23 protein-coding genes are annotated in these 23,139 nt (G+C 57.9%); 12 read left to right on the top strand and 11 right to left on the bottom strand.

The genetic code is table 11. From position 1 onward, the window contains the following. Positions 1 to 38: 38 nt before the first annotated feature. The 3 genes from FIU93_RS18520 to FIU93_RS18510 all read right to left on the bottom strand — a co-directional run bounded on the left by FIU93_RS18520 (position 39) and on the right by FIU93_RS18510 (position 4,224). Positions 39 to 1,331 carry a diguanylate cyclase gene (locus tag FIU93_RS18520; RefSeq protein WP_209010160.1) on the bottom strand — a complete coding sequence of 431 codons (1,293 nt, stop codon included), beginning with the start codon at positions 1,329 to 1,331 and terminating at the stop codon, positions 39 to 41. A 110-nt stretch (positions 1,332 to 1,441) separates the two neighbouring features. Next, positions 1,442 to 2,095: an HAD family hydrolase gene (locus FIU93_RS18515; protein ID WP_152506399.1), complete on the bottom strand. Its 654-nt coding sequence runs from the start codon at positions 2,093 to 2,095 to the stop codon at positions 1,442 to 1,444. 116 nt (positions 2,096 to 2,211) lie between these two features. Next, positions 2,212 to 4,224 (bottom strand): acetyl/propionyl/methylcrotonyl-CoA carboxylase subunit alpha, encoded by a 2,013-nt coding sequence (locus FIU93_RS18510; RefSeq protein ID WP_152506398.1) that lies wholly within the window; start codon positions 4,222 to 4,224, stop codon positions 2,212 to 2,214. A gap of 224 nt (positions 4,225 to 4,448) precedes the next feature. On the opposite strand from FIU93_RS18510, the gene FIU93_RS18505 reads away from it, so the two are divergent. The 3 genes from FIU93_RS18505 to FIU93_RS18495 all read left to right on the top strand — a co-directional run bounded on the left by FIU93_RS18505 (position 4,449) and on the right by FIU93_RS18495 (position 5,990). Further along, positions 4,449 to 4,925, top strand: a complete 477-nt coding sequence (locus FIU93_RS18505; protein WP_022998276.1) for a hypothetical protein — start codon at positions 4,449 to 4,451, stop codon at positions 4,923 to 4,925. 119 nt (positions 4,926 to 5,044) lie between these two features. Further along, positions 5,045 to 5,515, top strand: a complete 471-nt coding sequence (locus FIU93_RS18500) for a hypothetical protein (protein ID WP_152506397.1) — start codon at positions 5,045 to 5,047, stop codon at positions 5,513 to 5,515. Between the two features lie 163 nt (positions 5,516 to 5,678). After that, positions 5,679 to 5,990, top strand: coding sequence for a hypothetical protein (locus tag FIU93_RS18495; protein ID WP_022998274.1), 312 nt, complete (start codon positions 5,679 to 5,681; stop codon positions 5,988 to 5,990). A gap of 117 nt (positions 5,991 to 6,107) precedes the next feature. Here the strand turns inward: FIU93_RS18495 and FIU93_RS18490 are convergent, their stop codons facing one another. Beyond that, complete coding sequence (locus tag FIU93_RS18490; RefSeq protein ID WP_055654686.1) at positions 6,108 to 7,640, bottom strand: acyl-CoA carboxylase subunit beta; 1,533 nt, start codon at positions 7,638 to 7,640, stop codon at positions 6,108 to 6,110. 308 nt (positions 7,641 to 7,948) lie between these two features. Here FIU93_RS18490 and FIU93_RS18485 point away from each other — a divergent pair, with 308 nt between their 5' ends. From FIU93_RS18485 to mgtE, 6 genes are all read left to right on the top strand, one after another. Continuing rightward, positions 7,949 to 8,899 carry an OmpA family protein gene (locus tag FIU93_RS18485; RefSeq protein WP_022998272.1) on the top strand — a complete coding sequence of 317 codons (951 nt, stop codon included), beginning with the start codon at positions 7,949 to 7,951 and terminating at the stop codon, positions 8,897 to 8,899. A 468-nt stretch (positions 8,900 to 9,367) separates the two neighbouring features. Further along, the gene (locus FIU93_RS18480) at positions 9,368 to 10,792 is read left to right on the top strand and encodes a circularly permuted type 2 ATP-grasp protein (protein ID WP_031268326.1); all 1,425 of its coding nucleotides are present in this window, start codon (positions 9,368 to 9,370) and stop codon (positions 10,790 to 10,792) included. Positions 10,793 to 10,801: 9 nt separating this feature from the next. Continuing rightward, positions 10,802 to 11,752 (top strand): alpha-E domain-containing protein, encoded by a 951-nt coding sequence (locus FIU93_RS18475; protein ID WP_022998270.1) that lies wholly within the window; start codon positions 10,802 to 10,804, stop codon positions 11,750 to 11,752. Between the two features lie 28 nt (positions 11,753 to 11,780). Then, positions 11,781 to 12,599: a transglutaminase family protein gene (locus tag FIU93_RS18470; RefSeq protein ID WP_022998269.1), complete on the top strand. Its 819-nt coding sequence runs from the start codon at positions 11,781 to 11,783 to the stop codon at positions 12,597 to 12,599. A gap of 132 nt (positions 12,600 to 12,731) precedes the next feature. Beyond that, positions 12,732 to 13,463 (top strand): proteasome-type protease, encoded by a 732-nt coding sequence (locus tag FIU93_RS18465; RefSeq protein ID WP_022998268.1) that lies wholly within the window; start codon positions 12,732 to 12,734, stop codon positions 13,461 to 13,463. Between the two features lie 77 nt (positions 13,464 to 13,540). Next, positions 13,541 to 14,965 carry a magnesium transporter gene (gene mgtE / locus FIU93_RS18460; protein ID WP_152506396.1) on the top strand — a complete coding sequence of 475 codons (1,425 nt, stop codon included), beginning with the start codon at positions 13,541 to 13,543 and terminating at the stop codon, positions 14,963 to 14,965. Positions 14,966 to 15,001: 36 nt separating this feature from the next. Here the strand turns inward: mgtE and FIU93_RS18455 are convergent, their stop codons facing one another. Next, positions 15,002 to 15,775, bottom strand: coding sequence for an ATP12 family protein (locus tag FIU93_RS18455; RefSeq protein ID WP_022998266.1), 774 nt, complete (start codon positions 15,773 to 15,775; stop codon positions 15,002 to 15,004). Beyond that, on the bottom strand, positions 15,775 to 16,455 hold the full coding sequence (locus tag FIU93_RS18450) for an HAD-IA family hydrolase (protein WP_152506395.1): 681 nt from the start codon (positions 16,453 to 16,455) through the stop codon (positions 15,775 to 15,777). Before FIU93_RS18450 ends, FIU93_RS18455 begins: the two co-directional genes overlap by 1 nt. A 401-nt stretch (positions 16,456 to 16,856) precedes the next feature. Between FIU93_RS18450 and FIU93_RS18445 the strand changes: the two genes are divergently transcribed. From FIU93_RS18445 to FIU93_RS18440, 3 genes are all read left to right on the top strand, one after another. Beyond that, entirely contained in the window at positions 16,857 to 18,146 is a 1,290-nt protein-coding gene (locus tag FIU93_RS18445) for a DUF2778 domain-containing protein (protein WP_152506394.1), read from the top strand. Between the two features lie 162 nt (positions 18,147 to 18,308). After that, on the top strand, positions 18,309 to 18,479 hold the full coding sequence (locus FIU93_RS31450; protein WP_022998263.1) for a hypothetical protein: 171 nt from the start codon (positions 18,309 to 18,311) through the stop codon (positions 18,477 to 18,479). A gap of 47 nt (positions 18,480 to 18,526) precedes the next feature. Further along, positions 18,527 to 19,033, top strand: a complete 507-nt coding sequence (locus FIU93_RS18440; protein WP_152506393.1) for an ATP-binding protein — start codon at positions 18,527 to 18,529, stop codon at positions 19,031 to 19,033. 26 nt (positions 19,034 to 19,059) lie between these two features. On the opposite strand, the gene FIU93_RS18435 is transcribed toward FIU93_RS18440, so the two are convergent. From FIU93_RS18435 to FIU93_RS18415, 5 genes are all read right to left on the bottom strand, one after another. Continuing rightward, the gene (locus tag FIU93_RS18435; RefSeq protein ID WP_035909367.1) at positions 19,060 to 20,079 is read right to left on the bottom strand and encodes an RluA family pseudouridine synthase; all 1,020 of its coding nucleotides are present in this window, start codon (positions 20,077 to 20,079) and stop codon (positions 19,060 to 19,062) included. Between the two features lie 123 nt (positions 20,080 to 20,202). Next, positions 20,203 to 20,586, bottom strand: coding sequence for a fluoride efflux transporter CrcB (gene crcB, locus FIU93_RS18430; RefSeq protein ID WP_152506392.1), 384 nt, complete (start codon positions 20,584 to 20,586; stop codon positions 20,203 to 20,205). Positions 20,587 to 20,688: 102 nt separating this feature from the next. Next, a complete protein-coding gene (locus tag FIU93_RS18425; protein ID WP_022998259.1) occupies positions 20,689 to 21,477 on the bottom strand; it encodes a sterol desaturase family protein in 789 nt (262 codons plus the stop codon). A 56-nt stretch (positions 21,478 to 21,533) separates the two neighbouring features. After that, positions 21,534 to 22,316, bottom strand: a complete 783-nt coding sequence (locus tag FIU93_RS18420; RefSeq protein WP_209009645.1) for a sterol desaturase family protein — start codon at positions 22,314 to 22,316, stop codon at positions 21,534 to 21,536. Further along, positions 22,313 to 23,098, bottom strand: a complete 786-nt coding sequence (locus FIU93_RS18415; protein WP_055654709.1) for a sterol desaturase family protein — start codon at positions 23,096 to 23,098, stop codon at positions 22,313 to 22,315. Before FIU93_RS18415 ends, FIU93_RS18420 begins: the two co-directional genes overlap by 4 nt. Positions 23,099 to 23,139: the final 41 nt, after the last annotated feature.

The raw sequence follows: 23,139 nt of genomic DNA, 5'->3' as shown, positions 1-23,139 counted from the left end.
AATAGTGGAAGCATGCCGAAAGGCACCTCAACGGCACATCAGGCCACGCAAACCCGATTTCTGCCAGCCTGCTTGGCGCTGTATAGCGCTTCATCAGCCCTGGCGATGGTCTGGCTGATTTTCTCGCCCTCACGAACGGTGGCAGCCCCTATGCTGACCCGCATCGAGATGAGCTGCTGATCGTGCAAGTGGGGCACCGTTTCGACGGCCATTCGAATGCGCTCGGCGATTTCGAACGCCTCATTGAGGTCGCACCCTTCCAGCAGGCAATAGAACTCCTCACCGCCTGCCCTTGCAAAGATATGCGGCTCTTGAAGTTCACGTTTCAGCAGGCCGACAAGATGATTGAGCGCTGCATCGCCGCAGGCATGGCCGTATCGATCGTTGATCAGTTTGAAATGGTCAACGTCAAGCACAAGGATGGACAGGCTGGCTGACGTCTTTTGTGCCCGTTCCTTTGCTGCAGCCGCCAGCTCGAAAAACCTGCGACGGTTGTAGGCCTCTGTCAGGGCATCGCGCTCTGCTGCCCACTTGAGCTGTTCTTCCAGACGTTTGCGTTCAGTGATGTCGAGCATGGATCCAGCAAGGCCGTTTACCTCGCCGGAGACCCGGTCACGGGTAACAGCCTTATGGAAGGTCACCGTTCGGCGCTCACCATCAGCATAGCAAACGTCCGCCTCATAGATCTGAACACCCCCCTGCTGCATCAGCTCTTCGTCGGCCGCTTCATAGACCTTTGCCAATTCAGCTGGTGCTACGTCATAAACACTGGCACCGTTCACCTTGCTGGCCGGCAATCCGATAAACGCTTCAAAAGCCTTGTTGCAGCCGCTGTAGATGCCGGCCCGGTTCTTGAAGAAGATGGGTGAAGGCAGATTGTCGATTGCAGACTGAAGGTTATCCCTCTCAATGGCGAGATCGCGGCATTTGCGGAACAGCCCACCCTGCCGCGAGATCACGAGTTCCGCGCGTTTAAGGGCAAGCAGCAGAAGGTCCGCGTCGTCGGCGTCGACAACATCATCCACCCCGCCGTCCAGCAATGTCAGCTGAGTTTTTGCTGCCAGTTCTCCCGACGAACAAGCGATGATGAGGGTCGTATCCCGTATTCTGTGAAAATCGCAGGTCGGCAACTCCCCCGTCGCCCCGACATCCAGAAGACAGACCTGAAACGGGCAAGAGGATAGCGGCTGGACAGTGACCTGGTGCAGGACGTAACCGGCTGGAAGCGACGGCGGCGATCTTTTGGCAGGCGAGTAATACCCGACGTCAACCGCCTTTTCAGACGGTACCGACGTATTTTGGGTATCCGTTGCATGCATCCGTTCTGCCAAGGCGCACTCCTTTGAGCTTAACCTACGGGAAAATCGATAAATTCGGAGTTAAGAAAGTTTGCCGGCAGCAAGAAGCCACTCTCATTGCCGCAGTGTCGGAATGGACGCCATTAGCGGGTCGCGAAATACGCGGCGATGTCTTGAGGTCTATCTGCTATCAATACCGGATTTTCGGCGGCCAGTTCTTCACGGCTACCGTAGCCCCACAACACGCCAATGCCTGCCATTGCGTTGGCGTTTGCTCCGACAAGGTCATGCTTGCGATCACCAACCATGACCGTCTCCGACGCCTGGATGTTTTCCTCGCTCAGGATATGTGCAATCAGCTCGGCTTTCGCGGACCGCGTACCGTCCAACTCCGCACCGTAGACCTTTCCGAAAAAGTCCATCAGGCCGAAATGCTCAACGATCCGACCTGCGTAACTGTGGGGTTTTGAGGTACAGACGTGAAGAAGAAACCCGTCTTTCCTGAGTGTTGTCAGCAGTTCGGGAATACCCTCGATCAGCGAATTCTCGAACAGTCCCGTTACCGTGTAGCGCTCGCGATAAAAGGCTACGGCCTGATCCAGAACAGCCTTGTCTTCCGATCCCAGAAGAACCTTGAAGCTGTCCCAGAGCGGCGGCCCGATGCACCAGCGCAGTTCTTCCACATCAGGTGCCTGCCCCCCCATCTTTTCAACCGCATACCCGATTGAACGGGTGATGCCTTCAAAGGGGTCAGTCAGGGTTCCGTCCAGATCGAACAGAATGGTCGAAGTCGTCATGATGCCCCGCAACGTATTGAAAAAGAAAGCGGCCTGGACCGGATGGTCGCAGGCCGCTGAATATCGGCAGTATCCGATGCCTGTCAATCAGGCTGCGTTAGGCGCATCACCCCGGATCAGGAAAACTCCATGATCACGGCGTCAACGGCAAGGCTGTCACCGGGCGTTGCCTTGATGGCGCTCACGACGCAGTCGCGCTCCGCTCTCAGCACGTTTTCCATCTTCATGGCCTCAACGACGGCAAGCTGCTCACCTGCCTTGACTTCCTGTCCTTCGGCCACCGCGATGGACACCACCAGACCAGGCATCGGGCATAGCAGCATCTTCGACGTGTCCGGCGGCAGCTTCTCCGGCATCAGGGCATCCAGCTCGGCAATCCGCGGTGTCATCACTTTCGCGACGACGGAATAGCCCTGCCAGTCAAGGCGATAGCCACCGCGCAGGGTCCGGACCTGCACTGTCACATCCTTCGCGCCAACCTTGCCCGACCAGAGCGGATCACCTGGTGCCCAGTCAGCCTCCACATTGACAACGGGGCCATCGCCGATCGCGACATCGATCTCGACGGGTGTCCCCGGATACCCGGCAGCAAGCCGGATCGGAACATAGGTCTTGTCGAGCTTGATCACCCAATCTTCGCGGATGGCACCGGAATGGGCCCGCAACCGCCCGGGCAGGTGGTCCAGACGCTCGCGTTGCAACGCCCCCATGGACAGGGCAACGGCTGCAAGAACCGCATAGGCCTCGTCATCGGGAACCGCCGGCTCGAAGCCGTCCGGATATTCGTCTGCGATGAAACTGGTAGCCAACTCGCCCGACCGCCAGCGCGGATGGTTCATCAGCGCAGTCAGAAACGGCACATTGTGCTGAATACCGTCGACGTAAAACGCATCCAGAGCTGAACTCATCGCATCGATCGCCTCCGCCCGTGTCGGCGCATGGGTGATCAGCTTTGCGATCATCGGGTCGTAGAACATCGAAATTTCCGAACCCTCGACAACGCCGGTATCGTTGCGGACGGTAACACCGTTGCTGGCTTCTTCCGCCGGGGGCCGGTAACGCACAAGCCGGCCAATGGACGGCAGGAAATTGCGGTAGGGATCTTCCGCATAAATTCGGCTTTCGACCGCCCAGCCGTTCAGCTTGACGTCTTTCTGGGCAAGGTCCAGTTTTTCACCGGCGGCAACGCGGATCATCTGCTCGACGAGATCGATGCCAGTGATCAATTCGGTCACCGGGTGCTCCACCTGCAGACGCGTGTTCATTTCCAGGAAGAAGAAACTCTTGTCCTGCCCGGCGACGAACTCGACCGTGCCGGCGCTGTCGTAGTCGACGGCCTTTGCAAGCGCGACGGCCTGCTCACCCATCTTGCGGCGCGTTTCCTCATCGAGCAGAGGCGACGGCGCCTCTTCGATGACCTTCTGGTTGCGCCGCTGGATCGAACATTCACGCTCGCCCAGGTAAATCGCGTTGCCGTGCTTGTCGCCCAGGACCTGGATTTCAATATGGCGCGGGTTTTCGATGAATTTCTCGATGAAAACCCGATCGTCGCCGAAGGAAGACGCCGCCTCGGATTTCGAGCGGGTGTAGCCATCCCGCACCTCGTCCGCATTCCAGGCGATGCGCATGCCCTTGCCGCCACCACCCGCGGACGCCTTGATCATGACCGGGTAGCCAATGTCCGCTGCAATTTCGACGGCCTGCTCCGGGCTTTCTATGACGCCGAGGTAACCCGGCACCGTGCTGACCTTCGCCTCATTGGCGAATTTCTTGGATTCGATCTTGTCGCCCATCGCCATGATGGCGCGCGGGTTCGGGCCGATCCAGACAATGCCTTCCTTCGCCAGCGCTTCGGGAAAGCTGGCGCGTTCGGACAGGAAGCCATAGCCCGGATGCACGGCTTCAGCTCCGGTCTCCTTGCAGGCCGCAATGATCTTGTCGGCGATCAGATAGGATTCCGACGCCGCCGCGGGACCGATGTGAACCGCTTCGTCTGCCATTTCCACATGAAGGGCATCACGATCGGCATCGGAATAGACCGCAACTGTCTTTATGCCCATGCGGCGGGCCGTCTTGATGACGCGACAGGCAATCTCACCACGGTTGGCGACTAGTATTTTGGAGAACATGAATTTCCACCCAGCTGGACGATTTTCCATTTTGTAGGCTGCGCCACTTTGGCACGCAACTTATCCAAAGGGCGAGACGTGATTTTGCGGATAGTTGCCCAAACACTCAAAAACGGCATGCCGCGACAAGGACCAGCCAAAGGTAGTTCCGCGGAAAAGCGTCTATTTATCCGAATTTTAATAAACTTATTGCAGGAATTACCAAGGCAATGGGGAACAAATAAATGAAACGCATCCTTTCAGCGGCAATCATTGCGAGTGCTTTACTACCAACTTCCGCACTGGCGGAGACCGCAGGCAAGTGGAAGAGCGGCGAAATCAATGGCTTTACACGTTATTGGACCACCAACAACCTTGGCGCGAACTTCGTAGTCTGGTGTCATCCGAAACGTCGGATCAACGGCACCCTGCTTCATATTGATATCGACGGAAAAATGCCGCCACCACGCAGCAGGATCAAATTGATCATGGACCGCGAGATCCTGGAGCTGCCTATCAACGAGCAGGGATACGTGGAAACGGGTTGCGCAGCGTGTTCCGACAGCTTCGGCTATGTCTGGCACCGTTTGCGGTCATCCCATTCCCTTGCGGTGAAATTCCAGGACGACAGCTATGCTGGATTTTCCCTGCGCGGCGCCCAGAAAATCATTCCCGGTAACGTTTGCCCGACCGACTGGCAGAAACAACATCCCAGGTCCTGACGCATGGTGGCCTGGCCAAGACCTTGTGGCACGCCAGGCCGCTAGATTGCTTTCTTGATTGAAGGGCTTTTAACAGAACACCTGTAGTTTTGTCGGTGACAGATTACGGAAACGGCTCGATGCGCACCGCCCTCTTTTCTTTTTTCTACCTGACACTTGCCACGAGCTTTCCGGCAATCGCAGCCGATTACGGCAAGTGGCATACCGACACGGCGCATGGCTACGAGCGCTACTGGACCGAAAGCTCTTCAGGAGCACGGTTCACGATCTGGTGCCCGCCCAATCATGCCGTCAGGAACACCCTTATCGGCGTGCGCATCAAGGGTCGCAGGCCGGACCCCGGATCCACTGTCCTGGTCGAACTGGATCACAAGCTGATCAAGTTCAGGGCCGGAAACGACGGTTACATTTACAACGATTGCCCGGCCTGCTCTGACAACATGACCTATTTCTGGCACCGGTTGCGCTCTTCGGTAAAATTCGCCGTGCAACTGGAAGACAGACGCTATTCGGGCTTTTCCCTGAACGGCGTGCGAGAAGCCATGGCGGGGTCTGTCTGCTCCAGCCAGATGGCCCAGAATATGCGGTAAAATCCGGTTAGAGTTCTGACCGATGCGATTTATGTGCTCGCAATCACATTTGCGCGCCACAAGTTGGTGCACACTTCTCCTGTCACCACCTTTCCGGACCGTTCTGTTAGACTAGATCTTCAGAGCGTTCTTTCCGGTGGCAACGGCACGTCAGGAGACTTTCATGCGGAAAATGCTTCTTTGCGCAGCAGCGCTTGCCCTTCCCGGCCTTGTCATGTCGACGGCGGCCGAGGCACGTCCAGACCTTCGCAAGATGACCTGTGCCCAGGCGCAGAACATGGTGCGTCAGCACGGTGCCGTGGTCTTCACCACGGGGCAGTACACTTATTCGATGTTTGTTTCGAACCGTAGCTACTGCGACCGTAACCAGGTCCTGTTCACGCAGTTCGGCCAGACGCGGGATACACCACGTTGCCCGGTCGCGTTCGAATGCAAGGAACCGCTGTTCCCGCGCGGTCTTTCGCGTTGGGACTGACCTGACAGATAGCAAACAGGCCGGAAAATCCGGCCTGATACAATCTCGTGTGTCACTGCTGCGGACCAGCTATCGTCTTCCGGAACCGAGCGAATGAATGCAAATCGGCTCTTCTTGCTAGAGCGGAATATTGTCGTGCTTTTTCCACGGCATATCTGCCTGCTTGGACCTGAGCAGGGCCAGAGCCTTGGACACACGCCGGCGGGTGGAATGCGGACGAATGACGTCGTCTATGTAGCCGCGCTCGGCAGCGACGAACGGGTTGGCGAAACGGTCTTCGTAATCCTTCGTCCGCTTGGCGATCTTCTCCTTGTCGCCGAGTTCGGACCTGTAGAGGATTTCGACCGCCCCTTTTGCGCCCATCACCGCGATTTCAGCAGACGGCCAGGCGTAGTTGATGTCGCCGCGGATGTGCTTGGAGCTCATCACGTCATAAGCACCGCCGTAGGCCTTGCGGGTGATGACGGTGATCTTCGGCACCGTAGCTTCCGCGTAGGCAAACAGCAGCTTGGCGCCGTGTTTGATCAGGCCGCCATATTCCTGCGACGTGCCGGGCAGGAAGCCTGGAACATCGACGAAGGTCACGATCGGAATGCTGAAACAGTCACAGAAGCGGACAAACCTTGCAGCCTTGCGGCTGGCGTCGGAATCCAGCACGCCGGCCAGAACCATCGGCTGGTTGGCAACGATGCCGACAGTGCGCCCCTCGATCCGTCCGAAACCGGTGATGATGTTGCCCGCGAAACTGCCCTGAATTTCGAAGAAGTCGCCCTCGTCGACTGTCTTCAGAACAAGTTCCTTCATGTCGTAGGGCTTGTTCGGGTTGTCCGGAATGAGCGTGTCGAGGCTGGTGTCGATCCGCTCCGGGTCGTCATAGTTCGTCAGCTCCGGCAGGTCCGCACGATTGTTCATCGGCAGATAGTCGATCAGCCGGCGCATTTCCTGCAGGGCTTCGACGTCGTTGTCGAAGGCACCGTCCGCAATCGAAGACTTGGTGGTGTGGATGGATGCGCCGCCCAGTTCCTCGGCCGTCACCGTCTCGTTCGTCACGGTCTTCACCACGTCCGGTCCGGTAACGAACATGTACGACGTGTCACGCACCATGAAGATGAAGTCCGTCATGGCCGGGGAATAGACGTCGCCGCCGGCACAAGGACCCATGATGAGCGAAATCTGCGGAATGACACCGGATGCCAGAACGTTGCGCTGGAACACTTCGCCGTAACCGCCAAGGGCCGCGACGCCTTCCTGAATGCGAGCGCCACCTGCGTCGAACAGGCCGATGATCGGTGCCCGGTTCTGCAGGGCCATGTCCTGAAGCTTGGTGATCTTTTCCGCATGCGTTTCGGAAAGAGACCCGCCGAAGACTGTGAAATCCTTGGAGAACACGTAAACGGTCCGACCGTTAACCGTTCCCCAGCCGGTGATCACGCCGTCGCCGGGGATATGCTGCTCTTCCATGCCGAAATCGGTACAGCGGTGCTGTTTGAACATGTCGAATTCTTCGAAGGACCCCTCGTCCAGAAGAATTTCAATACGTTCACGCGCAGTCAGTTTGCCCTTGGCATGCTGCGCATCGATGCGGCGTTGCCCGCCGCCCAGCCGCGCGGTTTCGCGGCGTTGTTCCAATTCGGCCAGAACTTCTTTCATCCGGTCCTCCCAAAACTTGAGCTTGGATCACGCCGTAGCATGATCCCCCGACAGAGCCTAGTCAGCACATGGGCTTATGGGGAAACTACGCCCCATGAATCTTCCCTGACAAACGCCCACAGAAGCTGGACGAATGTCAGGCAAAAGCCTTTATGGCCACGCTTTGCCCGATCCCAAAACTGCCCTTGCGTTTCCGCGCGCCGGGACAGACCAGGATCACTTCAATACGTGCCCTTTTTCGAAGCACGATTTTCAAACACGAGAAATCTCATTTCAGGTCCACGACCCATTCTTAACGGAGTACATTAATGTCAGGAAATTATGTTGTTGATCATCGTGACGGCGTCATCACGCTCGCGCGCCTGCAATATTTCGACGTCAGCCAGGCAAACCTCAAGGAAGATCACAAGAACTGGCTTCGCAGAAACGTCGTTCCGCTGCTGAAGGGCAACGGCAGCATCAGTATCGTCGGGCTCTCCAGCCGCAGCGGCAAGGCAGCCTTCAACAAGGCCCTGTCGATGAAGCGGGCGAATGCCGTGAAGACGTTCCTGGAAGAATGCCTACTGTCCTGTTTTCCGTTCGATCTGGTCGACGGACTTGGCGAATCCCTGGCTGAAGAAATGGGTCAGGAAGACGGCGTTGAAGACGGACAGTTCCGTGCCGTGATGATTTACGTGCATTCCCTGCCGACACCGCCCAATCCAAAGGTCATCAAAACGCCCAAGAAGATGAAGCCCAAACCAAAGGCGGCTTCCACCTTATGGGTCGGCATCGGTGAAAGCCATTCAGGCGACCTTGTGGCTGTCGGGCGGTACAACTGGAATGGACGCCTTTACCGAGCCAGCGCCGATGACAACGGCTATGTCGACTACGTAGACCTTATGGCGGACGGCTGGAAAATCGGCGGCGGCCTGGGGGGCAGTGTCGGCGGCATCGTCATCGTGGCGCATGGTGTCAAGACGCCCAGCGAGTTCAACAAGAAGGGCGAATGGTCTGATTGGGACCTCGATCTGGCGATTGCCGGAAAGCTGGGGGACGTCCTCAAAGGCATCAAGGGCATCGGCAAGATCGTCAATACGATGGAGAAATACGAGGAACTGAGCCATGCCGCGATCGAACTCACCAAGAACAAGGGGTTCGTCAAGAAAGGTCTCTACACAATTCCGATGCTTGGCGTCGGTGCAGGCCTCCACGTTTGGACCGGGCGCAAATACGGCGACGTCTCGGTGATCTCGGTCGGCAGGACACTCATGCGCTAGCACCCTGTCTCCGGCCACCGATCCGCACACGCATCGGGCAGCAAATCAGATTTCGATCATGCTGCCCGACCTGCCCATCGACTGTGCATATTGGATTGAACACAGCTTCTGTCTGACTGAACAAGCAGATGTTACCACTCCGGCCTGGCAGGTTTTGACGGGAAGCAGACGCCCCCGATCCGGCCCCTCGTCTTTCCCGGCTATGCCAAGCAGCAAGGATGCCGTAACGTTCATTTGAGCACGTCATTTTGGCGAAGTTTGCACGCGCAAGCGGCGAAAAACACCGCCTTCAAATCCTTTTTCAGTGGTCGAAAAAAATATATTCAACCTGAGGGAACCTCAGGATTTTTCGATGAATTTCAGCTCGTTGCCTAATTTGCAGGCACTGTCGCCGCGACATTGAACTTTGACACCTTTCAGAATTTTGCCATGATTGCCCAAGAACGAAGCATCGGCAAAGGGGAGGCAATGGCGGACGAACGCACTTTCTTCAATGAAATGCTCGACGAGGCCAACAAGCCGCGCCAGCCATACGCCCGGCTCGCCAAATGGCTGGAAGATAAACCAGCCAACTTTCTGACCAAGAAGGGCCGCGACGCTGAAACCATTTTCCGCAGACTTGGCATCACCTTCGCGGTTTATGGAGCGGAAGAAGCTACCGAACGGCTGATCCCGTTTGATCCCATCCCGCGCATCATCTCGGCTCCGGAGTGGCGGCGCCTGTCTGCCGGCATCGACCAGCGTGTGCGGGCTCTGAACGCCTTCCTGCACGACATCTACCATCGCCAGGAAATCCTGCGCGCAGGCAGGATCCCGGCGGAGCTCGTGCTGCAGAACGAGGCATTCCTGCCTGAAATGGCCGGGTTCACCCCTGCCCGCAAGGTCTATGCCCACATCATCGGAACCGATCTGGTCCGCGTGTCGGAAAACGAATTCTACGTGCTGGAGGACAACACGCGCACGCCTTCAGGTGTCTCCTACATGATGGAGAACCGGGAGACGATGATGCGTCTCTTCCCCGAGCTCTTTCAGAGTCACCGGGTCGCCGCGGTGGAGCAATATCCCGAGAACCTCCTGCAGACGCTGGAAAGCGTCGCACCGGATCCCTCGAAATCTTCGCAGACGATCGTTGTCCTGACCCCGGGCATCTATAACTCCGCCTATTTCGAACACGCTTTCCTGGCTGATTCCATGGGCGTGGAACTGGTGGAAGGCCGGGATCTGTTCGTTGATGCCGGACATGTCTACATGCGCACAACGCGCGAACCGAAGCAGGTCGACGTCATCTACCGGCGTATCGACGATGCCTTCCTCGATCCGCTGACCTTCAATCCGGGCAGCATGCTCGGAGTGCCGGGCCTCTTCGATGCCTATCGCGCCGGCAACGTCACCATCTGCAATGCGCCGGGAACGGGTATTGCCGACGACAAGGCGATCTATGCCTATGTCCCGGACATCATCGAGTTCTACACGGGCCAGAAACCGATCCTGAACAACGTTCCGACGTGGAACTGCTCACGGCCGGATGACCTCGCCTATGTTCTGGATAATCTTGAGGACATTGTCGTCAAGGAGGTCCACGGTTCGGGCGGCTACGGCATGCTGATCGGTCCGACCGCATCGAAGCGGGAAATCGCGGAATTCCGGAAAGTCCTGGAAACCAACCCTTCCAACTATATTGCCCAGCCGACCCTGGCGCTGTCGGCCTGCCCGACGCACGTCGCTTCGGGTGTCGCCCCGCGCCACGTCGATCTGCGCCCCTACGTGCTGATCGGTGATCAGGTCCGCATCACGCCAGGTGGCCTGACACGGGTTGCCCTCAAGAAAGGCTCGCTCGTCGTCAACTCCAGCCAGGGTGGCGGCACAAAAGACACCTGGGTACTTGAGGACTGAGAGAACCAGATGCTCGGAAGAACCGCCTCTTCGCTGTTTTGGATGTCGCGCTACCATGAGCGTGCCCAGAATGTTTCCCGTCTCCTCGAGGTCGCCTGTCGTGGCGCCATCATCTCCCATTCGGGTCAGGAGGACGGAACCCACTGGACCTTCGCCCTCGCCTGCTCGGGGTGCGAGACCGGGTACAAGCAGAAATACGAGGAACTGAACGGCCGCAACGTGGCGGCCCACATGATCTTTTCCAAGGAAAACACCTCAAGCGTCCGCAGCTGCCTGGAACTTGCCAGGAACAACGCTCGTGCCGTTCGAACAGGCATCACGGCTGAACTCTGGGAAGCCATCAACACCACATGGATCGAGTTCACTGACGTGAACCCGCAATCCATCACCCAGGAAAAACTGCCGGACTTTCTTGCCTGGGTTAATCAGCGGGCGCACCTGTTCCGGGGCGCGCTGCTGAACACGATCCTGCGCGACGACGGCTATTTCTTCAGCCAGATGGGCAATTTCGTGGAACGGTCGGACAACACGGCCCGCATCCTCGACACGTACTACTGGACCCTGCTGCCGGACAGCGACATCATCGATGACGGTTCTCTGGAGCACTATCAGTGGTCCGCGATCCTGCGTGCCCTGTCCGGGCGGAGAAGCTACCGGTTTGCGTATCCGAATGCCCGACTGAAAGCGTTCAACATTGCCGAGTTTCTGATCCTCAGAACGGAAATGCCCCGGTCCCTTGCCCATTGCTACGACTGGATGGCCGATACCGCGGAAGACCTGGCCCAGTTCTATGGTTCGCGCGAACCAAGCCTGGACATGGCAGCGGACATGGCAAAAGACCTGGCTGAAAAGCAGATGCACGAAATCTATCAGCAGGGACTGCATGATTTCCTCTCGGATTTCATCAACAAAAACAATCTTTTCGCCCATCAACTTTGCGAAGACTACAATTTCGCCTGACCCTGGAACCCCGCAGAACCGGTGCAGCATGCGACTGACTGTCAGACACACGACCCGATACCGTTACGAGACGCCACTCGCCAACGCCATGCAGCAGTTGCGCCTGACGCCCGAGGATGGCCCGAGCCAGAGAGTTGTCGAATGGTCAATCGAAGCACCCGGCATTGAACGGGCGACGACCTACAAGGACGCCTTCGGCAACCAGGTTCACATGGTGTCGCGCAGCGAGCCGATCGAGGACGTCGAGATCACCGCCAGCGGTATTGTCGAGACGACGGATACCAACGGAATTCTCGGCCACGAACCGGATGCCGGCATCCCACCGCGGATCTACACAAGGGTCACTCCGCTTACGCAATCCAACCAGGCGATCCGCAGATTGGCGGCCAATGCGGAGGGACATGACAAGATTGCCGGTTTCCATGCTCTGATGCATGCCATCCGCGACAAGGTCGACTACAAGGTGGGCGTCACCGAGACGCACGCTCCGGCCACTGCCGTGCTGGCCGCCGGAGAAGGCGTCTGTCAGGATCACGCGCATATTTTCATCGCCGCCGCACGTTCCATCGGCGTTCCGGCAAGATACGTTTCCGGCTATCTGCTGCTGGAAGACGAACAGGCTTCGGAAGCCCATCATGCCTGGGCCGAAGTGATGATAAACGGTCTTGGCTGGACCGGATTCGACATATCCAACGCAATGTGTCCGACCGATCGCTATATCCGCTTGACGGTGGGCCTGGATTCCCGTTCAGCTGCCCCTATCAGGGGGATCCGTTTTGGCGGGCTTGAGGAAAACCTGCATGTTGAGGTCGATGTGGCCCAGGCCGCGTTCCAGCAACAGCAGTAAGTGTCCTTTCAAACCGACCGAACAGGCTCACTCCAGCAAAAGATATTAAAGGGCAACCTGCGCCCTGCCTGATGGATGCTTGCCCTTTGGGGGCTCCAGCAACGGGTCTTGGCGCAGTCTGAGGGCTTGGGAATGACCTATTGCGTTGGCTTGAAACTGGATCGCGGGCTGGTGTTCGCCGCGGACACACGCACCAACGCCGGTGTCGACAACATTGCCACCTTCAAGAAACTCCATGTATGGGAAGAGCCAGGCGAGCGGGTGATCACCCTGCTCTCGGCCGGCAACCTTGCAGTTACCCAGGCCGTCGTCTCGCTTTTGAGTGAGCACATCACGTCCGCGGAAAGCGACCGGGCGACGCTGATGACCGCAAAAACCATGTTCCAGGTTGCCCGCCTCGTCGGCAGTGCGGTTCGTGAGGTCAAGGCGATCGACGGCGAAGCCCTTGCAACAAGTGCGGAAAACTTCTTCGTCACCTTCATTCTGGGCGGCCAGATCAAGGGTGAGGAACCGCGCATGTTCCAGATCTATGCGGCCGGTAACTTCATCGAGGTTTGTGAAGACACGCCCTATCTGCAGATCGGCGAGCACAAATACGGCAAGCCGATCCTGGACCGGGTCACGCGTGCGGACATGCGCCTCGGTGAAGCGGCCAAGCTGGTGCTGCTGTCCTTTGACAGCACGCTGAGGTCGAACCTGTCTGTCGGCATGCCCATCGACATGTTGCTCTACAACACCGACAGCTTTTCCACCGACCGCCAGGTGCGCATCCAGCAGGACGACCCGTATTTCCAGAAACTGTCCCGGGGCTGGTCCGACAAGCTGCGGCAGGCCTTTGCCGATATTGAGGAATTTGAGGTCTGATCCGGCAGGAAACTGTCAGGCGGACGTCACAATCGATCAGTAGAAGCGGACCGGACCCTTCCGGAAAGTGAGTATCCATGAGCAATTCCAGCGACGTCGCCGAGCTTGATCCAACCGCATGGACCAGAGAGCCGGCTAACGAACCGCTGGAAATCAATGATGCTGCGCTCAGGGCCGTGCGCGAGATGATCAAGTCGGGTCAGCGCACGCAGCTGGTCGAACTGCTCAAGCGCTGGGACCCCGTCGACGTCATGCAATTGTTGACGCGGCTGCGCCTGAAACAGGCCCGCAAATTGTTCCAGTGGTTGCCGGCCAACCCGTCGATCAAGGTCATTGCCGAGCTTCGACCGGAATTCCGTTCGATCCTGATGGAAGAATCCACCCTTGAGCAGTTTCGGGATATTCTCGCCGGTCTCGATCCGGAAGACGCCATCGAAATTCTCAACGAGTTTCCGGACGATGTTGCAGACGAGCTGATCGCGCGCTTGCCGGATGTGGAAGACATCGCAACGCGCGGTTCCTATGCCGACGACACGGCGGGCCGCGTGATGGCCCGCAAGTTCGTCGCCCTTCCCGAAACCTGCACCGCCGGCGAAGCCGTCGCGCAGATGCGCGCGGAAGCCAGCCGCATTCGCAAGGTCTTTACGGTTTATGTGACCGATGCCGACGGCAAGCTGACCGGAACGGTGGAAGTCGGCAAGCTTCTGCTCGCGCCGGCGGACGCACCCTTGTTCAGCTTCATGAACCGCGACGTGATTGCCGTGTCCACGGACACTGACCAGGAAGAAGTGCTGCGGCTCGCCCGAAAACGCGACATGCGCACCGTGCCGGTCGTCAGCGGAGAAGGCCACCTGATCGGCCGGATCACGCCCAAGCAGCTGACACGCATCGCCTCGGACGAAGCCAACGAAGACATGCTGCTGATGAGCGGCGTTTCCTCAGAAGCCAGGTCAGATGACACGGTGCTGCGTATAGTACGCGGCCGCCTGCCCTGGCTGCTCGCCGGTCTGGTGGGGGCCAGCGTTGCTGCAACGGTGGTCGGTTCCTATGAAGACCAGTTGGCGGAAGCCGCCATCCTGGCCGCTTTCATTCCCGTCACCATGTCGATGGCCGGAAACGCAGGCCTGCAGGCCTCCGCTGTGGCGGTGCAAGGCATTGCGACCGGAGCCTTGTGGTCCGGCGATATCTTCTACCGCCTGCTGAAGGAACTGGTGGCGGCGCTCTTCAATGGCGCTATCGCCGGCACGATCCTAGGCTGTCTCGTGCTCGTGGCTTCGCTGATCGTGCCGCTGGAAGACCCGCTGCACCTTGCCCTGGCCACATCGCTGTCACTGCTGTGCGTCACCACGCTTGCGGCCATGGTCGGCGCCACCATACCAATCATTCTGGACAAGATCGGCATCGACCCGGCCATGGCCATCGGTGTCTTCATCACCTCGTCCAACGACGTCCTTGGCGTGCTCATTTTCTTTCTGATGGCAACGACGTTCTACTTGGGGTGAAGCGAATACGCTCCACACCACATCGCAGGGAAATTGTTACGCTTCTCGCAGGATCAGAACCGCCGCGTCGAATTCCTTGCGCTTGTAGGCCCGGACGAGAGCAGCTTCCGCGTCTTCGCCCCAGCGCTCGATGTTGAAGTCCTCTTCAACATGAGCGGCCGTCCAGGCGGCATCGGCGTCGAGGTAGTCTTCCAGCAGACCAAGCCCCAGGAGCGCGGAGCCTGTCAGGCTGGTGATTGTATGGAGCGCTGCGAGGCGCATCGGCGTCAGGTCGGAAAGTCGGGCCCGATAGGCGGCAAGCAGCGCTTCCGGCTGGGCAGCGTGAATGACACCTTCGATCAGCACGAAACGGCCGCCGAGCAACCCGCCTGCCCAGTCCACGACCGGATCCCACAAGCGCCTTTGGGTGTCGATAAGGCTTTGCGGATCGTCCGCGCGGTAGCACAGCGCATCATTGCCGGCAAACCGGGTGATATCGTCAGCCACTTCGCCAAACCGGATGCTGACTGCATCAAGCGCTGAATTGGAAATCCGGGTCAGCGGCATGGTGGCCGGATTGATTTCCTTCTGCTGCGCCTGCCATTCGGCGGCAACCGCTGCTGCAAGTGCCTCACTCGGCAGCAACAAGGCCGCCTTGCCCGGTGTCTTGACGGGCCTTCCGTCCAGATGGATCGCGAAACCGCCGTCCACGGCAACATGGGTTGCTTCCTTGTAGAAACGCTTAGGCAATTCGCGCCTGGAGAGTTCGCGCGCCCGCTGCTCCGGATCCTTGGCCGCATCTTCCTGCAAAGTTTCAAGAAAGTCGCGCATCACATTGTTTCCTTGTCGAAATCCAGAAGTTCACCAAGTGCCAAATCCAACTCGGCATAGGTCCGGATGATCTTGTCTGCACCATCAGCACTCAGCCGGTCATGATCATGATAACCCCAGGCAACACCCAAGGCATGTGTGCCGGCGGCCTTGGCCATCGCCATGTCAAAACCGGTATCACCGATCATGATGGTTCGTGTCCTGTCCGCTCCGGTCTCCGCCATTGCCCGCAGCACCATGTCCGGATGAGGCTTGGAGGGCGAGGTATCAGCGGTCTGGACGGTCACGAAGCGTCCATGCAGATCATGGGTATCCAGCATGTGCTTGACCCCACGCATCGCTTTGCCGGTGGCAATTCCAAGAAGGACATCGTCACGCGCATTCAGCCGGATGATAGCCTCGCGAGCACCCGGATAAAGCGGGTCGAGATCCAGCCCTTCACTCCTTCGAGACCACTTGGCCTGTTTATACGCGTTGGACATCACCGGGATCTTGTCCTGGTGTTCAGGTCCAACGAGATCCAGAAAAGCCTCGTCCAGCGACCGTCCGACGATTGAGAGCGCCGTTTCCCGGTCAGGCATGGGCAGGCCCGCAGCCTCGAAACCGACCTGCAGGCCCTGCAAAATGGTTTTCTGACTGTCCACCAGCGTGCCGTCGACGTCGAAGATGATCAGATACATGGGCATCCTGTGCCAAGCGAACGGAAAGTAGCCCGCATGTGCCGGGTTTTCCCCCGGGGGTCAAGAGCACATTTGACACTGCGCCGGATTGGAAGTTTTGCCGACATCTACGTCATTGATTGGTAAATTCAACAATAGGCAAAGGCTTCCACAGTCTGCGGCAAATTGACGTTCAATCTTTGGATATCGCCAATTTTGAAAAACCGCCCGAAAATTGCCTCTTTAGAGTGATTACCGGTCTCTTGGCCGCTTGCATATTTATCGTAAAGAACTTGGTTACCATGATCGACGATACTGCCGCAGGCGGGTGGGCATGAACGTTTGGGGCAAGATTGTCACCAAAGGATACGAATTTGGAGCGCGGTCGAACAAGACCGGCGTAACAGAGTGGTTTTGTCTGAATGATTCAGAAGAAACAAAAGGTCGGCCTGAAGGGGCAAGCAAAATCCCGGAAGACCAGCCGGACTTTTTATACGATCCTCGCGGGGGCAACTTTGGTGATATCCGGCTTGGCCGGAACCGCCACTTATCTTGGAACCTCGATCGCCCCGTCTCAATTTGTCGCTGCCGGCACTGAGCCGCAGGAGAAATTGACGCTTGCGCAGACAACCCCTGCCACAGCTTCTCTTGGTCTGGCCCCGATAGCGCTGACAACGAAAAAACGGCAAAGCGCCGAAGCGGAAGCCGCTCTTGCAGCGGAAAAAGCCGCTGAACAGGCAGCAGTAATAGCTGCGAAAGCAGAAGCTGCCCTCAAGGCGGAAGCGGCGGCACTCGAAGCTGAGGCTAAAAAGGCTGCGAAGGTGGCCCTTGCCGCCAAGCTCGCAAGGCTGAAACTCGCCCAGACACTGCTGGCCCATCGAGCTGCTTCAGAAACCACAAGTGTTGCCGCGCTCGATGAACCGGCAGCCGATGGCACTGCGCCGAATGTCGAGGTCGTAGCGTTACAAAGCGTCGGCACCACGGCTGAAGCAGAGACGAATGTTGCTGCAAAGCCTGAACAGACGGCCGTGAACATTGCCATGGCTGCAGGTAATCCGGCCAAACCCGGCGCCATTCTGCCGCCGACCCCGGACATGAAACCCGAACCGCCGCGCCGCAGCGCGCCTGTGGTTGCAGAAAACCGTTCTGAAGGCAGGGAAAAGCCTGAACAAGCGTCTCCCGTTCTGGCCTATGCAACGCCAGGAAATCCCGAAGAAGACGAAAACGGAGTGTTCGGCGGTCTCGGCAAATTGTTCGGCAGCGCCAAGCCCGGACTTCCCGGTGCAGGCAGCAAGATCGCCGTCTATGACATCAGCGCCGCGACCGTTCACATGCCGGACGGCACCAAGCTGGAGGCTCATTCCGGCATTGGACACCGGATGGACAATCCGAAGTTTTCGCACGTGAAGATGCTCGGCCCGACGCCGCCCAACATCTACAACTTGAGAATGCGCGAACGGCGCTTCCATGGCGTGGAGGCCATTCGCATGCTGCCGCAGGACCGTGCTGCCATGAAAGGCCGTGACGGCATGCTGACCCATACGCGTCTGCTGCGCCGCTCCATTGGGTCCCATGGCTGTGTTGCCTTCAAGGACTACAACAAGTTCCTGAACGCATTCAAACGCGGCCACGTGAAGACCTTGATCGTCGTTCCGTCGATGGAAAAGCTGCCGACCTATATGGCAAAACTTCAGCGGAGCACCGGAGCCTGACCTTGCAGGCAACTGCCGGATTGGATATGCCTTCTAAACATCCCGTTTTCAGTCGAGAGCGGGATGTTTCATCGTTTTGAGGCCGCCAGCACGTTCTGGTCTGACGGCGTCAATCAGGCAACTGCCGTTGCAGCATAGCGCCCTGCCCGCCCGGAGCTTTTCTTGACCAAGATCATCCTGTTGCTGCTGTTCATGATTGCCGCGATCCAGGTGATCAAACCGCTTGGCTGGCCTGGTCTCAGGAAACGCTCGGATGCCTGGAAACTGGTGGCGGGCGTTGTGTGCATCACCTTTGCGTCGGTGATCCTGGGTGCACTGTTTCAGGGCGTTTGATTACGTCCACCAGGTTTGCAAACATCCGACAGTAAGCTCCCCATCAAATGCTACGATCTGACGACGCTCCAACTCTACATCTGTTTTGCGGCAAGGTTGCTTCCGGCAAGTCGACATTGGCGGATCGCTTTGCCGAGCGTCCCGGCAACATTCTCCTGCGGGAAGACGTCTGGCTATCCGGTCTCTACGCTGACCAGATGTCCAGCCTCGCAGATTTTGTCCGCTGTTCGTCACTCCTGAGAAAAACGATAGCGCCGCATGTGGCTGCCCTGCTGGAAAGCGGTCTTTCCGTGGTACTGGACTTTCATGCCAACACGAAAGAAAGCCGGCAATGGATGCGCGCCATTGCTGACAAGGTCGAGTGCAAGCATCAGCTTCATTTTCTCGATGTGCCGGATGAAGTCTGCAAGGAACGCCTTCGCCAGCGCAATGCCGCCGGCAAGCACGAATTCTCGGTGTCCGAGGCCGAGTTCGACCGGATCTCAAGCCACTTTCAGCCACCGGCGGAAGACGAGAGCTTCAATCTAAAGGTCTATCCCGCCGCCGGCAGCTAGGCTTCTGGCAAAGCAGAGAAGCGCTATCAGCGCTTGTTGAGCGCGTCGTCCGGATCATCCACTTCCGGATCATAGTCCGTCGCATCAAATCCGAGCAGATTCCAGGTCTGCTGCATGTGCGGCGGCAGCGGCGCCGAAACATCGATCGTGCCATGGCCCGACGGATGCGGGATCACGATCCGGCGCGCCAGCAGATGCAGGCGGTTCTGGATACCACCCGGCAGCTCCCAGTTCTCGATATTGAAATACTTGTCGTCACCGATGATCGGATGGCCGATATGGGCCGCATGTGCGCGCAACTGGTGCGTTCGACCCGTCACCGGTTTCATCGTCACCCAGGAAAGCTTCTGGCCGGACTTTTCGAAGACGGAATAGAGCGACACGGCGTGCTGTGCCTCATCGTCGCCCTGACGCACGATCTGCATGCGTTCTTCGCCGTCATTTCTGGCCAGGAAGGTGGAAATGCGGCCCTGAAACGGCTTCGGAACACCCGCCAGGATTGCCCAGTAGATCTTCTGTGTATTCCGGTGACGGAAGGCCTTTGTCAGTTCCTGCGCGGCCTGACGCGTACGGGCAACCAGAATGATGCCGGAGGTCTCACGGTCAAGACGGTGCACCAGACGCGGCTTGTTGCCCTTGCGGTCGGTATAGGCGTCCAGCATGCCATCCAGGTGGCGCTTGAGGCCTGAACCGCCCTGAACAGCAAGACCTGCCGGCTTGTTGAGCACCATTACCTGGCTGTCTTCAAACAGCAGCATGTCCTCAATGGCCTTGCGGTCGTCAGCAATCAGCTTGGTGGATTTCGGCTTGGCATTCTTCTTGTCGTCCGCCGGAAGTTCCACCCCGAGAGGTGGAATACGGATCATCTGCCCCTTGGCGATACGGGTGTTGGTCTCGGCACGCTTGCCGTCGACACGGACCTGCCCCGTACGCAGCAGTTTCTGCAGATGACCAAATCCAAGGCCCGGATAATGGGACTTGAACCAACGGTCGAGGCGCATGCCCGCCTCATCGGCGGACACTTGTTTCTGTTCAATCGCGGACATGTTTTTCTCAAATTCGGCATCCGGCCTGCCGCCGTGACGCGCATCCATCGCCCCTGCATCAAGGCGGGGGGAAAATTCGTTCCGCAGCGTATAGGCGGAATCGGCCCGAAAGGGAAGGAATTCTTAAGTTGCGACCTGGCGCATGATCATCAGTCCGGCAAACACGGCAAGAATGGACAAGGCGACAGAGGCAAGAACATACATGAGTGCCAGATGCGTGTCGCCGCGCTCCCATAGCACTGAGGTGTCGAGCGAAAACGCGGAGAACGTCGTGAAGCCGCCGAGGAAGCCGGTCGCCACGAAATAGCGCAATGACTGCAGGTTGCCGGTCTCATGGCGAACCAGCCAACCGATGAAAAGCCCCATGGCCATTGAGCCGACGACATTGACAGTTAGAGTTCCGACAGGAAAACCCGGCCCAAACAAACGGAGCGTCGCAAGCGACACCAGATGACGTCCGCCCGCACCCAGACCACCGCCCAGCATCACCAGCAAAAGATGTTTCAAACCGTCGCCTCGCTTCTAACTGGTCCCAGCCGTCCCTGAATACGCTGAGTTCAATCCATGCATGGGTGAACCATCACGGAATCTGCCGGGCCAGGGAAAGCCCTATTCGCCGGGAGCCGCCGGCTTTGCAGCCGATTTTTCGCCCATCTGTTCAAACACCTTGACCTGTTCATCGTACTTCGGGTCGATGGTGCCGCAGACACGGTCCCAGAACGAAAAGAAATTGGCGTAATTGTAGCGGAAGCGCGAATGGTGCTGGTCGTGAAAAGTTACGCAGACCATCGGCGAAGGCATACGCGACATCGGCGACGCCCAGAATTCGAAACCGGAATGGCCGATTGTGCCATTGAAATGGTCCCACAGCCGGTGAACGATGAGCACGGGGATCGGGATCGGCAGGAAGATGACCGCCCACAGATAATAACTCTGCATGACAAAGGCATCGACCAGATCGTCGGAATAGGTACTCCAGACAGTCGGCGCGACCGAGCGGTGATGCTCGGCATGAAAGCGGTACATCGCCTTCGTATGCATGAACCGGTGGCCCCAGTAGAACCAGGTGTCGAAAGCTAGGATGGAAACGACAAACATCAGGATTGCCGACCACCAGGTCAGCTCCAGCGGCGCGACCAGGGTCCAGCCCTTCATCGAAAGGAAGATGCCGCCGGCAAGACAGCCCGCGGTCACGGTCAACGAATAGACGCTGGCCCGGATTTCCTTCCACATGCGCTTTTCACCACGCCGATTCTGCTGAATACGCCGCTCCGGGTGCCGGTCCTGTATCTTCACCAGCACCCAGCCGGTCGCAAAATACAGGAACACGTTCACAGCGTAGCACGCCGCGTAAATCGGCAGGAATTCAAGCAATATCGTCAGCGCCTGATCGAGCATATCTCTTCATACATCCATTTGGTCGGTTGGCTGACACATGTGAGTACTGTGCGGGCTTACCCGGTTGCCTTGACTTTCGTTTCTTCCGAATCCGGAATTTCCCCGGTCTCTTCCATGGACCGCACCAGCACATCGTACTTCGGATGCACCGTTCCGCAGATCCGGTCCCAGAACGAGAAGAAGTTACCGTAATTGTAGTGAAACTGCGAATGATGCAGATCATGGAACGTCGTGCAAATCAGCGGCGAAGGGAATCTCGACGACTTGGACGCGAAATATTCAAAGCCCGAATGGCCGACCATGCCTGAAATCTGGTCGAACAACCGCAGGGCAAAAACGCTCAAGGCCGGCACCGGCAGCACGAACCAGACCAGAAAATAGAAAAAATGCTCGATCAGGGTGTCGACCGTGGTCGAGCTGTCGTTGCTCCAGACCGTCGGTGCAATCGAGCGGTGATGAGGCACATGGAACTTGTAGAGCGACGGCCAGTGAAGAATCCGGTGCCCCCAATAGAACCAGGCATCAAACAGGACGAAGCAAACGGCGAACATCAGCGGAAACGACCACCAGCTGAGTTCCAGCGGAGCGAACAGCGTCCAACCCTGGGTCTGTGCGAAAAATCCGGACGACAGCAGGACGGAAGATGTCGCCAACGCCTTCATGGAGGCACGGATTTCCTCTGCCTGGCGTTTCATGCCGTCGCGGTGTTTCTGGATCCGCCGGTCAGGATGACGGGCATTTATCGCGATCATTGTGAACCCGGTCGCAAAATAGACCGCCACCATGGCCGCATAGGTGAGCGCCAGAACGATGAGGTAATCGACGAGTAGCCCCATCATGATTTTTCCTGTTTGCCGGTGCCGGCATAAAGCGCTTCGAACCCTTCCACCCGCTCGTCATAGGTCGGATGGATGGTGCCGCAGAACCGGTCCCAGAAGGAAAAGTAGTTGGCGTAGTTGTAGACGAAATACTGGTGATGCTGGTCGTGGTAGAGCGTGCACAGCAGTGGCCAGGGTTTGCGTGCGCTCGGGCTTGCGAAATGCTCATAGCCGCAATGGCCAATGGCGGCCGACACCTGGTCGAACAACCGGTGGCCCAGGAAAACCAGCGGCGGAATAGGCACAACGAATAGCACAAGCGCATAATAGGAATGGGCGAACAGCGTATCCACACTGGAGCCTGCATCGTTGGACCAGACTGTCGGTGTCACCGTCATGTGGTGCGGCTTGTGAAACCTGTAGAACATCTTGGTGTGCAGGATCCGGTGCCCCCAGTAGAACCAGGTATCGTGCAGGGCCAACGAGATGACGAAGAACAACGGCACAGACCACCAGGACAACGCGACAGGGTCGAACAGCGTCCAGCCACGCAGCTGGGCATAAAGGCCGATGGAAAGGCAGCAGCTCGTGATCGACAGCTGCCCCATGGAAGATTTGATATCGCGCAGGGCATCGTGGGTCGGCTGGCGCTTCTGGATCTTGCGGTCAGGGTGACGCCTGTTCATCACCGTCATGGTCAGGCCGGTCGTGAACAGCACGATCAAGCTGGAAGCGTAAAGCACCAGAAAGAAACCCAGAAACACCTCCGGGCCGGTCCCAAAATGTTCGGCAATAAAAGTCATCAACTCAAATATCCACGCGCAATTCCCTGGCCACTTTTGTG

Origin of the sequence: Labrenzia sp. THAF35, from assembly GCF_009363595.1 — a bacterium.
Taxonomy (GTDB): domain Bacteria; phylum Pseudomonadota; class Alphaproteobacteria; order Rhizobiales; family Stappiaceae; genus Roseibium; species Roseibium algicola.
The sequence above is the reverse complement of the archived record's forward strand: the minus strand, read 5'-3'. Positions and strand labels throughout refer to the sequence as shown.